General features: G+C 62.9%; 9 protein-coding genes. 3 read left to right on the top strand and 6 right to left on the bottom strand.

What is annotated here, in order from left to right:
• Positions 1–116: 116 nt before the first annotated feature.
• Genes W7S_RS08685 through W7S_RS08675 form a run of 3 tightly spaced genes read right to left on the bottom strand, consistent with a single transcriptional unit; the run spans position 117 to position 3351 of the window.
• Complete coding sequence (locus tag W7S_RS08685) at positions 117–1079, bottom strand: hypothetical protein (protein WP_014711294.1); 963 nt, start codon at positions 1077–1079, stop codon at positions 117–119.
• Between the two features lie 8 nt (positions 1080–1087).
• On the bottom strand, positions 1088–2224 hold the full coding sequence (locus tag W7S_RS08680) for an LLM class flavin-dependent oxidoreductase (protein ID WP_014711293.1): 1137 nt from the start codon (positions 2222–2224) through the stop codon (positions 1088–1090).
• An 11-nt stretch (positions 2225–2235) separates the two neighbouring features.
• A complete protein-coding gene (locus tag W7S_RS08675; protein ID WP_014711292.1) occupies positions 2236–3351 on the bottom strand; it encodes a phosphotransferase in 1116 nt (371 codons plus the stop codon).
• Between the two features lie 470 nt (positions 3352–3821).
• Here W7S_RS08675 and W7S_RS08670 point away from each other — a divergent pair, with 470 nt between their 5' ends.
• Positions 3822–5528 carry an NAD(P)/FAD-dependent oxidoreductase gene (locus W7S_RS08670; protein ID WP_014711291.1) on the top strand — a complete coding sequence of 569 codons (1707 nt, stop codon included), beginning with the start codon at positions 3822–3824 and terminating at the stop codon, positions 5526–5528.
• 124 nt (positions 5529–5652) lie between these two features.
• On the opposite strand, the gene W7S_RS08665 is transcribed toward W7S_RS08670, so the two are convergent.
• The 3 genes from W7S_RS08665 to W7S_RS08655 all read right to left on the bottom strand — a co-directional run bounded on the left by W7S_RS08665 (position 5653) and on the right by W7S_RS08655 (position 10066).
• A complete protein-coding gene (locus tag W7S_RS08665) occupies positions 5653–7332 on the bottom strand; it encodes a PEP-utilizing enzyme (protein ID WP_014711290.1) in 1680 nt (559 codons plus the stop codon).
• A 2-nt stretch (positions 7333–7334) separates the two neighbouring features.
• The gene (locus W7S_RS08660) at positions 7335–8279 is read right to left on the bottom strand and encodes a hypothetical protein (RefSeq protein ID WP_238535838.1); all 945 of its coding nucleotides are present in this window, start codon (positions 8277–8279) and stop codon (positions 7335–7337) included.
• Positions 8280–9013: 734 nt separating this feature from the next.
• On the bottom strand, positions 9014–10066 hold the full coding sequence (locus tag W7S_RS08655; RefSeq protein WP_369751747.1) for a hypothetical protein: 1053 nt from the start codon (positions 10064–10066) through the stop codon (positions 9014–9016).
• Positions 10067–10286: 220 nt separating this feature from the next.
• Here W7S_RS08655 and W7S_RS08650 point away from each other — a divergent pair, with 220 nt between their 5' ends.
• Both W7S_RS08650 and W7S_RS08645 read left to right on the top strand, forming a co-directional pair.
• Positions 10287–10925 (top strand): TetR/AcrR family transcriptional regulator, encoded by a 639-nt coding sequence (locus W7S_RS08650; protein ID WP_193375018.1) that lies wholly within the window; start codon positions 10287–10289, stop codon positions 10923–10925.
• A gap of 94 nt (positions 10926–11019) precedes the next feature.
• Complete coding sequence (locus W7S_RS08645) at positions 11020–12135, top strand: phosphotransferase family protein (RefSeq protein ID WP_014711286.1); 1116 nt, start codon at positions 11020–11022, stop codon at positions 12133–12135.
• Positions 12136–12155: the final 20 nt, after the last annotated feature.

Here is a 12155-nt window from a genome sequence, read left to right as displayed (position 1 = left end):
TGACGAACCTGCTGCAGCAGAGGGCATCACCTCAGTCGTAGCGTTCGCGTCCGTGCTAGTCGTCGCCTCGGTTCGGGCGGGCAACCGCGGCGATTTTCGATCGAAGACGCTCATGGTCATTGCCTTTTCGTCAGGCCGCTGGCGAGCGCAGCGTTGATTGAAGTGCCGACGGGCGCGGTTCCTAATCGAGCGTTGTTGCTGATTTCGAAATCGCAGATCCCCCAACGGTCGGCGCCGGGTAATCGGACGTCGCAGATGGAGTCGACGTAGTAGGCGTTGTGCAGATGGGCCACGACGGCGTCGACGGGTTCGGCCCGAAGCTCGAAGACATCTCCGTCGGGCATCCACCAGCGGACTTCGCCGCCTCGGTGCGTCAATCCATCGGGCTCGAGAAACGTCACGGCGTCAACGTCAGCCGCGTAGTTGACCTCTCCGTCGCGGACGAGATAGCCGACCCTGACCATCGACTCGTCGGCGGCATGCCAGATGATTGAACCGAAAGACAGGTCCGGGCCAAAGGTTCCAGAGATCCACCGGTGGCTCTTCAGGGTCATCGTCTTGCGTAAACCCCACGAGTGGTCGCGATGGTACATCCCGTCGACGTCGAAACTCCGGCCATCGATGCGGGCGCTACCGCGGATACGTCCCGACGTCTCGTAGTGGTCCTTGGCGAAATCCTCAGTCATGCTCCCCTTGGGTGGGAAGAAGTCGGTCAGCGGATAGAAGTTGTCCATGCGCAAGTCGACGTGCACGCCGGGTTCATTGATTACCAGCCTGGGTGCTCCCGCGTCGACATGCCACTCCGAGCCGCCGGAGCGAAATCCACGTGGTGATGCGGCCGGCTCGAAGGGAAGTTGAAAATCGTTGCGACGAAAGCGGATGCCGTCGGTGGTCGCCACGAAACAGTGCAGCGCCGACCGGCCACCGCCCGGTCGGTTCGGTTCGTGGCCGATCCGGCTGACTCCGCCGATCCCGGCGGCGCGGTCATACCAGTGCACGAACACACTTTCCTGCCAGTCGGGATCGTCGCTGGCCGGCTCGTGGCTGCCCTCGTCGTCGTAGGAATACTGCTTGCTCATCCTCCGCGTCATCCGTGTTTCTTCAAACGGGCACAGACTTCGAGGTTCCTGTGCTGTCCGAGTTGTGCGTCCGCGGGGTCGAGGATGAGGGGCAGGATGTCGCAGACGCTGACCCAGGTGGCCCCAGCCTCAACATATTGCGCCACCTGATCGGCGACGGAGGCCGGGGTGCCGTATACGAATGATTTCTGAGCCATCTCATGTGTTGTGCGACTGAGCACACCGTCGATCTCGGAGTCGGTCCATTGAACCGGGAGCAGTTTGATGGCGTAATGCCAGTCTCTCGGCAGCGGCGGTTCCATTCCCTCTGCGTCCCATGCGCTTTGGTCGACACGACCGAAGACTCCTGCCATCCAGCGCATCAGCGGATTGTCTAAAGCCTCTTCGAGGAGTTGCTCATCTTCATGGATCAACGACATGAACCAGATGCCGAATTCGAAGGCTTCCGGGTCACGTCCTTTCCGCTCCAAGTCGGTCTTGAGCGTGGTAACCGTTTGAGCCCACGAATCCACGTTCGGGGCGACGCAGGGCACGATGGCAGAAAATCCGTCGGCGTACGTGGTGGCGAGGTCGAGAAGCTTTGGGCCTCCCCCCAACGCCCAGACGGTAGGTCGGTGACCACGCGCTTCACCCAGCCAGGCGTTTTTGAAAGTCCAGTGATTGCCTGCCAAGTTGACGGGTCCGTCGGTATTCCAGAACGCGTCGAAGGCCTTGAACTGATCTTCGAGACGTTCTAGACCCTCTGACCTCCGCCACCCAAAAGGCGTTATTTGTTTAGCCTCGCCCGCTCCGATCATGATCTTCGCGCGACCGTCAGTGAGGTTGGCCAGAGTCATCATGGTTTGGGTCAGCTCCGCAGGCCCGCGCCGGATGGCGTCGGTGCTGATTGTCACGCCGAGGCCGGGAGCCTTCGCCGCGAGGTAGGCGCTCATCGCGAACGCGTCGCAGTACGAGTCCAGGTCGGGCATGACCGACGCCATGGGGGTATTGCCGGGGCACCACAGCTGTCGCGGCCAGAAATTGGTCATCTGATCCCAGACGAGCAGTTCGTCGATGGCGCCGCTGTCCAAAGCGGTCCCGGCCGCCTGCCCGAAAACCGCAGGGGGCGTGTAGCGATCACACGAGAATGCCAGCGCCGTGGTCACAGGTCGGCGGCTCATTTCAGCAGCTCCATCGAGTCGAGGTCGCGAACTTGGTGGGCGTATGCGGCGAACATGCCGGCGAACAGCGCGTCGCCCCGGTCGGATCGCTCGAGTTGGACGGCCATTGGTATCGAGAGCATGAAGCCGTAGAAGGCACACCAGCGATAGCTCGCCCACGCGTCGTCGAAGGAGAAGTCCTTGACACCGCCAGACACCAGCCCGTCCTGGTATCGCTGTAGCAGATCACGCTCGTGCCCTCGCCGATCCTCCAGCGAAAGACAACCGCCCAGGTAGACGGCCACATCTATCAGCGGCGGACCGAGCTGGGCGGCCTGCCAATCGATCACAGCGGCCGGCTGGTCGGGCACCGTCGGGAAGAACACATTGTCCATGCGGTAGTCACCGTGAAGAACCGTCTTGCGCCCCTGATTCGTTCGCTCCGCCCATGAGTTGGCGTGGGGTGCCACCTGCTCGGCGAGAGCCACATCGCGAGAGTCGAGCCGGTCGCCGAAGCGCTCGAGAAAGCTCGGCAGCATCGGCTCGACGCCGGCGAAGAAGTTCTGCAGGCGTTGCGGCTCGGCCAACCACGTCAGTGCGGCCAGCCTGGGGTCAGACCACCTGGGCGCGTGCAGCGTCGTCAGTCCGTCCAGCGCCTGCGCGGCTTGCTCCACGGTGCCACCGGCGATCATGTCTCCGGGTGCAGCGATCGAGCTGAGATCTTCCAGCAGCAGCGTGAAGCGCCCGGTCTCGGGCTCGATGTCAGCCTGGTAAACCAGCGGAACCCGGACGCGGACGGTGGGCGCTATCTGTTGGTAGAACCCCACTTCGGCTTCGTAGAAGCCAAGGGTCACGCCGAGGCCTCGACTCCCGGCATCGGTTGATGGCAGCTTCAACATGACGGAGGAAGGTGCATCCGATTCCATGCTGTCGTAGGCGAGATTCAAACGCGCGACCAGTCCCAGTTGACCGACATTCATGAGTTCGCTGGTCACTTCCGTGACCTCGCCCTGGTGCAGCACGCCGGCAGCCTGCAGGGTGCCGGTGAGCCAGGCCGGCGTTGCCTGATCGAGGGAATCAATGATGGCCGTCCGTCGGCGTTGCGCATCGACGGTAGACGTTGGGTTGACCATGGTGGCAGCGCTCCCGGCTTCGACGACGTGAGTTGATCTCGCTTATTGAATCTATATTCGAGTAAAAAGTCTTGCGCAAGATTCGGGCGAATTTCCCGTTCTCATGCTTTGCGGTTCGGGTCGAACGATGCCACAGTGGCCCCGGGGCCGGCCGCGCCGGGGGCCGATGGCGCACGCCATTCGCGGTCGCGTCTCGACGCTGCGGCCACCGCGCCCCAAGTGGGCTTCGACAGTGGGTTGTGCTCTGGATCGCATTGAGCATACAGTGTGTATGGTGCAACAGAACCGTGGCGATGGCCCCGGTGCCGATGACCCTTGTTCGGATGTTCGGGCAGGCACGCACTTGAGCGGGATTCGGTAGGGCGCCAACCCACTTCGGCCGCAACCGTGCCCGCGGTAGCAGTATTTAATAATGGTTAGATTTTGGAGTGCTGAGCGAGTCTCGCTCTCGGACGATCGAAGGACTGGTGATGAAGGACGCTCTCCCGCCGCGCGAAGCCGACATTGTGGTTGTGGGATCGGGACACAACGGGTTGGTCGCCGCGGCGTATCTCGCGAAGGCCGGGCTGGATGTTCTCGTCGTCGAAGCGTCCCCGACCGCCGGTGGTATGACGTCGACGAATTCCTTCGCCCCAGAAGCGCCTGAGTACATGATCAACGAGGCGTCGATTCAGGCGTCGTTGTTCCGTACCACAACGATCGACCGCGATCTTGGGCTGTCCCGTTATTACGGTCTGCGGCAGACGGTTATCGACCCCGCACACTTTCAACTCTCGGCTGACGGCGCATCGCTGGGATTGTGGCGCGACCCCCGCAAGACCGCCGCAGAACTCGAGTACTTCTCGAAGAAGGACGCCCGCGCGCTACTCGAGCTCTACGAGGTAATCGACGCGGCCGTCGAGATCGGGCTGCCCATGATGCAGACCAACGTCCGTGAGCCGGAGATCAAGAACATCTTGAAATCGGCACGCGCGGTGCTGAAGAACCGGAAACAGCTCGCAGCGCTCGGTCGGTGGATGTCGAGCTCTCAAATGGAGGCGGTCGAGGAGAGCTTTGAGCACGACATGATCCGTGCACCGATGCTGGCCAGTCTCCCGTTCATGCCTTTCGACGCTGATATGTCTGGCTGGTCGCTGATCTACCTGGGGGTGCTGAGCAAGTACGGCGTGGCCATGTTCCACGGCGGCACCGGATCGCTGCCGAAAGCGCTGATCAGCGTTATCAAGGACAATCATGGTGACGTGATCACCAGCTCCCCCGTGGAAGAGCTGATCATCACCAACAACCGCTGCACCGGGGTACGTGTCAAGGGCGGGGTTGAAATCCGCGCTCGGCGTGCCGTTCTCACCGCATGCAGTCCGAAGACGACGCTTACGCGGTTGCTCCCGCGTGGCGTTCTGGAACCGAAGAAGCAGAACGCCGCCGACCACATCCCGACCCGCAAACGCGGTATCGCCGACGCAAAAGTCAACGTCGCGCTGTCCGGACGCATCGACATGTCCAAGCATGAAAAGTGGCGCGGCGACGGTATCGATATGCGGCAGGCGTGCAACTGCTACCACACGTACGAACAAGCCGTCGAGGCCGCCCGCGCCTGCGTGCGGGGCAAGGTGCCGGAGGCCATCCCGGGCCTGGCCCAGGTGACGAACTCTTTCGATCCGTCGATGTCGCCTCCCGGTAAGGACCTCTGGTGGTTCTGGACCGGCCTCACCCCGTCTTATCCAGAGGACGGCTGGGACGTGGCCCGCAAGAAGATCACCGACAGCATCATCAAAGATGCCGACGAGTACTACAAAGGCGTCGAAGACCTGCAGGTGGCCGTGCGTCCCTTGGTGTTGCCCGACATCGAAGAGCGGTTCTGGGCGATCGACGGCTCGGTCTACCACGTGGACCCGACCATCAGTCGCTTCGGCCCCAACAAGCCGGTCGCCGGATTCGCCGGGTATAAGACACCGATCGACGGTCTCTACCTGACCGGATCCGGCACCCACCCGGTCGCCGGTATCAGCGGCATGCCCGGCCAGAACGCTGCGCGAACCATGCTCAAGGATTTCCACCTTCAGAAGAAAGGTGAGCGCATCGCGGGCGTGTTGAAAGAGTTGATGAGCTCAAGGAAGTCAGCAGACGCCGACCCCTATTCGAGCGGTCAGAACGACCCCTTCCCGGTAGCGCGTTGATGTGAGGCGCCGTCCCGATCGCTGACGGGACGGCGCCGTCCAAGTGCAGCCGAACCCCAGATTCTGGGATACGCGCAGATTTGTGTCCGGGCAAGGCCGAATTCAGCGAAAGACGGCGCTCTAGCTAGTCGGCTGCGTCGACACGCGATGCGTCGTGCAGGATTTCCACGCGACCAGTCGTGCCGTCAACCCGGACCCGCATCCCGTCGCGCAGCGTTGTGGTGCCGGTGCGGGTGCCGGCGACGCAGGGCAGCCCCAATTCCCGGCAGACGATGGCGGCGTGGCTCATCGCGCTGCCGACATCGGTGACCACCGCTTCGGCGAGCGCGAACAGCGATGCCCAGCTGGGATCGGTCGCGCGGCACACCAGGATGGAGCCCTCGTCGATGTCGGCGTCATCGAGATCACGAACGACGCGCACGATTCCTTCGGCGGTACCGGCGCTCACCCCTAGACCTTCCACGACGTCGGGCTGGTGCTCGGATGCCGGCCCGGTGGCCGCGGCAGCGGCGGCGGCAATCTCGGGCACGCCACGCCATACGTGCGGAAGAACGATCCGGTCGAACGTGGCATGGTCGGATCGACGTTGACGGACGAGATCAGGCCAGTTGCCACGATCACCACGCACGATCTCGTCGATCGTCAGGAACATCACGTGCGTGGGATCGTCGAGCACACTCGCCTCGGCAAGATCCCGACCGACGACGCGTGATGCCGCGCGGGCGACGTCGACGGCTTGCAACATGCTGGCTCGTCCGGTTTCGCGCCACGTCGGCGCGTGCGCCGCGAATCGGATGAGCGCGCGTGCCGGGATCGATCGGATCGGGCCGAGCGCCTGCTCCAGACGGCGGACTGCGGCCACATGCTCGCTCCGCCGTCGCAACACCAGGGCGTCAATGTCTTCACCGCCGCGACGGGAGCGGTAGGCGGCGGCCAGATCCGCGACGGGTTGGGTGTTCTCCCGCCATACCGTCGATTCCACCAGCCCCTCGCGGGGGCCGTGGAAGCCGTGCCGATGCAGGAAATCCTGGAGCGTGATCGTGTCGGCCGACAGGCTCCACAGATCGCGGACCAAGTCGAACTCGGCAGTCCCCTCATCGCTCTTGATGAGTTCATGCTGCACGCCGTCCAGCCCGGCCTTGACGGCCAATGCCTCGACGCGGCCCATCAAGCCCTGACACGCCATGGAGAGCACCATGTGCGTGACCAGGATTTCCTCGAACCGCCGGCGCGCCTCGGCCAGTGCCAGCACAGCCGAATTGCCCACCAGCGCCTCGGGTTCGAAGACAGTGGCCCGCCACCAGCGGGCTGTATTCTGCGCGCACGGTTCAAGCTCGCGCATCGCGCGACGCAATGCGCGGGGAAACTTCGCCGCGACGAACGGATAGCGGCGCATCTTGCGTAATCCACTGGGCTCCGGTTCGCCATCGCGCTCGACCGATCCGAACAACTGAGCTTCCATGGTTGCCGCAGAGCCTCCCGGCACACGCGCCGCCATCTGGCCTAAGAGATCCACGTTGGCGATGGCATGGCCGTAGGCCACGGAGAGGAAGCGACCGTCGACGTCGTCTGGGATCGGGCGCTGCGATTCCGGCAGCACACCGAGATCCACCCAGCAACCGCGCATGGTGGACTCGGTGGGCGGGAAGTACATGGACCAAGTCAGCGGGGTGATGGTTCCGGGCAGCCCTTCATCGACGTTGGCGGTGGTCCATCGCCGCTTGGCGCCCGGATGATGAACCGGACTTGCGGCCAGTTCTTCCTCGGACAGGTCTAGGGCGGATTCCGACCGATTCAGCGACACCCTCACCGCTCCTCAGTTGACGGAAGAGCAGACGGTCGGTAGTCACGCTCGATGACGCCGTAACCGACTTCGCCGTCAGGCGCCACTACACGAACCGTGCTCTGCGTGACGATGAGAGGGTCGGGCTGGGTAACGACGTCGACTCCATTGATGTTCTCGTTGGGCTGTAGATACGTCAACGAATAGCCGTGCAGCCATGTGGCTTTCAAAACCTCGGAGGAATGGTCCGCCCGCTGCAGGGTGATGTCCATCGAACGTGGTTCGTGAGTCGCGACCGAATGCAAACCGGTGACTCGGACATCGGTCCCCACCTCACGGACACCGGCCTGCTGAGTGCAGAAGGTGCGATGGTCGACCCTGCCGTCCTGACGCCAGTTCACCAGGCCGTTGACCACGCGACCACTCTCGGGAAACACCAACAACAGGAAGTGCAGCCCACCCAACTGCCCGACGTCCCGTGGCCCGCTGGAATGGTCCCGAATGGCGACGCCGTCGATGTCCCAACGCTGCGAGCCCGCGGTCAGCGAGCCCTTCGTTCGGAACCCCTGGTTGTGGTGGAAGGAGGCCCAGCTCAGGCGGTCGATACCCAGCGCGCCGTGCAGGTCCCACACCGGGGCGGCGGCTTCTAGTTCCAGGTCGAAAGACAACCGACGCGCCGGTCCGGCGCCCACCGGGCCTGCCGCCATTGCGCTGAGGTCACAGATCGCCCCAGCCCCGTCAAAGGCCAAGCGCCAGCTGCGCAACGGAGTAGTGCACGTGACTTTGAGGTTTCCCGTCGCCGGACCCCGATCGTCTGTTGCTCGCCCCCACGACCGATCGACCAGCAACTCACCATTGGGCAGCAACGCGATTACCTGAGCCCACCACAGATCGAGGTCGTTCGGCCACCTGCCGGTGTGCACGAATACACCGACCTTCTCCCGGGGAGACCATGCGTGGAAGAACATGGTCTCGCTCCAGCCCGGTGCATCAGCCGGCGCTGTATGCAACAGGTCCATTTCGGGTTCGACATTGAAGGGGTTACTGCCAGTGAGTAACCGGCTTTCAGCGGTTACGGGATGAGACACAGACGCAGATTATAATCTGGATTAAATATACGCAACACCTTGCCGGCTTCGGCGGTCTTGGCCTTGACGACAACGTCGAAAAGCTACCGAAACCGATAGGACAACCAGGAGGACCCTTTAAGGGTCCGCCAAAGTCCGTTGGCGCAGAGCGCACGCCATGAGATCGGCGCCGAAAGCGACGGAACCCGCACCGCAACAAGGCGCCACCTTAATCGACTGCCACGCGCCGACACGTCCACCGAGTACCTTCTGGACGCCGACCACCACGAGTCGTGAACTCGCCCCTGAAAGCAAGGTGTTGACGGCACCGAAAACTGCTGAGATTCGTGTGATCACATGCGACCGAACCGCTTCAGGCCGGTGCTTGTGGACCAGAAGTGCGCCACCTCGACAGCGGTCTGCGTCGCAGAACCGGTGGCGGCAGACCGACCATAATGATCGCTGGAAACAGTACGAGCACGGACACCGCACCGCAGGAGGCCATCGTTCGCTGCACACCCTGCGTCATCGCGGCATTCCCTCGATCGCCGGCTGGAGAAGCCGGGTCGCGCCAGGCGTGCCGACAGATCAGTCGTGGGTCGTCCAGGAGCAACCTGGACGACCCACGACGATGATCAGACGCCGGCGCGGTCGCGCCGGGGATCTGGGTCTGAGCCGTGCGCGAACACCAGGGTGGGGCCAACGATCAGCGCCTGATCGGAATCTTCTGGATCCGATGCGATTCCGGCGCCGGGACGAATGCCGCTTTCCTCACACATCTTCTGCCACATGCTCATACGCCGCGCACGAGTAGGCGTGACCTTGCCGTAGGCGAAGACGCGCCACCAAGTCCAGTTCGGCGCCGGTAGATTGTTCGGTCGTCCAACGAGATGATGAAGCACGAACATCCAGCCGACCATCATCGCCATCATGATGGTCGCGGCGACCCAGCGAATCGCGACCGGCAGTGTCGAGTTGTGGGCGAGAATGTGCACCCAACCGACACCAAAGTAGTTGATCATCATGCCGGTCGGCGACGCGAGAAGCAGCAGCCACAGCTTGCGGGTTCCCTCCAGGCGGGGTACCGCATAGGCAAAAATCGCACCGATGGTGACGAAAGACCCGCCGTTGATGAATCCCCACCAGTACGGGAAGTTGAGGAACGAGAACGGTTGTACGCCGTAATACGTGTAGATCCCCAAGTTGATACCGATGGTCTCCATCACCGCATCGGTGAAAATGCCTAGCCCGAGAAGCATAACGAAGTGCCGGGCGTGCGCGCCGTTACGGATGACGAAGTAACAAAAGTGAGCCTCAAGTCCGAGGAAAGCGACGTAGCACAAGGGGATCAAGGCTGGCACGGTGATGCCAAAGTTCGTAAAGGCAGGCACCAGATTTTTCGCCCAATGCAGGTGGCCCAACATGTCGAGCATGGGCTCCACCAAGCAACAGAGCAGGCCGCTGCCGAGCGCTAGCAGAGGGACGTAGTTCTTCCTTCGCATCGCGGCGCCCCGTCCGAGAGCCGCCCTGATCGCCCACGGCAGCGCGAACAAGACCACAGCGGCGCCAGCGATGAAGAAGAAGGCTATCTGAGCCGTGGTGCCGGCAACGAAATCACCCGGGCTCGGTTTGATATTGGGTGGCCATCCCTCGTGACCTACCAGCGGCCACGCGCTGACGCTGATCATCGAACTCATCCGAATCTGACCTTTCCGCCTATCCATCGGCATTCTGTGCAACAGCGAGAGACACCCCTGGGCGCCAATGACGGCGCTGACAGCTCCCCGCAGGTGTGGACTGGCTCACACTAACACACTGTCCATACAGCATGTATACCAGGTTTGAAATCAGCTTAAAATCGTCGTACGACACCGCTGAGGTGGGCGAATCGGGAGTAAGGTGGCGGCGATGACCGAAACGACGAGGCGAACGCTCGGCCGACGAAGAGTCGCAGACACCGACAGCGCCTCAGCGGCCGAGAACATCCTGGCCGCCACCACGCGCCTACTCGCACGCCAATCGTTGACAGATATCAGCGTCGCGCAGATCCTCACTGAAGCGAAAGTATCGAGGGCGACCTTCTACTTTTACTTCGCCTCCAAGTTCTCCGTCGTCAGCGGTCTGCTCGAGCGCGCGATGGAAGACATCTTCCAGACCGTGCAGCCGTTTCTTGCTCGATCCCCCGAGGACTCGCCAACGGTTGCCCTAGAACGCAGCATTCGGGCCGTGACACGCGCCTGGCATCGACACCGACCGGTATTCCAGGCGACCAACCATCACTGGCATGCCGAGCCCGAACTGCGCGATCTGTGGCTGGCGATAGCCGAGCGATTCATCGCCGCCGGGGCGGCGGAGATCGAACGCGAACGCGCCGCCGGGATGATCACCTCACCGATACCGAGCAGAATGCTTGCGGCAAGCTTGTTCTGGGGCACCGAAAGAGTGCTGCACATCGCTGGGCTCGGTGTCGAGTCGAGCCTTCCCGACGAGGAGAGCACGGTCGACGTTCTGGTGGCCATGTGGCGAGGCACGCTGTACGCGGTCTGAATGCCGCCCGCGACTGAAGGCCCTGGTTGACCTTCGAGGTATATTCTAATGCCAGTTAAATTTTTGTCGGATCAACATCAGATCGAGGATGATCATGGCGCTGAAGAACAAACTGGACGCGGATGCCGTCGGCGAACACCTTGCCGCCTGGCTGCCGACCGTGGTCGATGCCTCCGGGCCCGTCAAGGTGTCGAACGTGATGATTCCCTCGGCGAGTGGAATGTCCAGTGAGACGGTACTATTCGAGGCCAGCTGGCGGCAGCACGGTGAGCTGGTGGAAGAGGGTTTAGTCGTTCGGATCCCCCCTCAGGACGGCGGATTGTTCGAGACCTACGACCTGGGCCGTGAACTCAGGGTGATGTCACTGCTGTCGGCGCACACCGACGCCCCGATTCCCCGGGTCCTGGCCCACGAGACCACCGGCGACGTTCTCGGTTCACCATTCGCATTGCTGGAGCGAGCGTATGGCGAAGTGCCTGGCGATGATCCGCCCTTTGTGACCGCGGGCTGGGTTGTCGACCTGACCCCCGAACAGCGCGCGACCATGTTCGACGAGGCTCTGAAGGTCATCGCGGACATTCAGCGGGCGGATCCGGTGACGCTCGGCCTGACCGAGCTACTGCACGCCGACCTGGGCGACACGGTCATCGAGCAAGAACTGCAGTACTGGCAACGCTTCTACAACTGGGCCGCCGGCGACACACTCAGCCCGACCATCGATAAGGCCTTCGAGCTGCTGGCGGCCTCCCGACCGACACAGGACCACCCGCTGGTCGTCTCCTGGGGCGACGCCCGATTCGGAAACCTCATGTTCGGCCCCGACCAGAAGGTCACCGGTGTCTTCGACTGGGAAATGGCCACCCTCGGGCGCCCCGAAGTCGACCTGGGCTACTTCTTGTTCTTCGACCGCGTCTATTCGGCCGGGATCGGGCTGCCGCGCCTGGAGGGCTTTCCGGACCGTAGTGCGGCGGTAACACGTTTCGAACAGCTCACCGGCCGCACAATCCACGACCTCGACTGGTTCGAAGCGTGGGCTGCGCTGCGGGGCGCGATCCTGCTGCTGCGCGTCGGCAAGCAGATGATCGAGCTGGGCCTGCTGCCCCCGGATGCGCCAATGCCGTTCAACAATCCGGCCTCGCAGGTCTTGGCCTCCCTGCTCGATCTGCCCGCACCGACCGGCGCGGTCGGGTGGATCACCGGGCACCGCTGACCCGTCCTCGGCCCCGTTCC

This window comes from Mycobacterium sp. MOTT36Y, from assembly GCF_000262165.1.
Classification (GTDB): domain Bacteria; phylum Actinomycetota; class Actinomycetes; order Mycobacteriales; family Mycobacteriaceae; genus Mycobacterium; species Mycobacterium intracellulare.
Note: the sequence above shows the minus strand (reverse complement) of the source record. Positions and strands in the feature narration are given on the sequence as shown.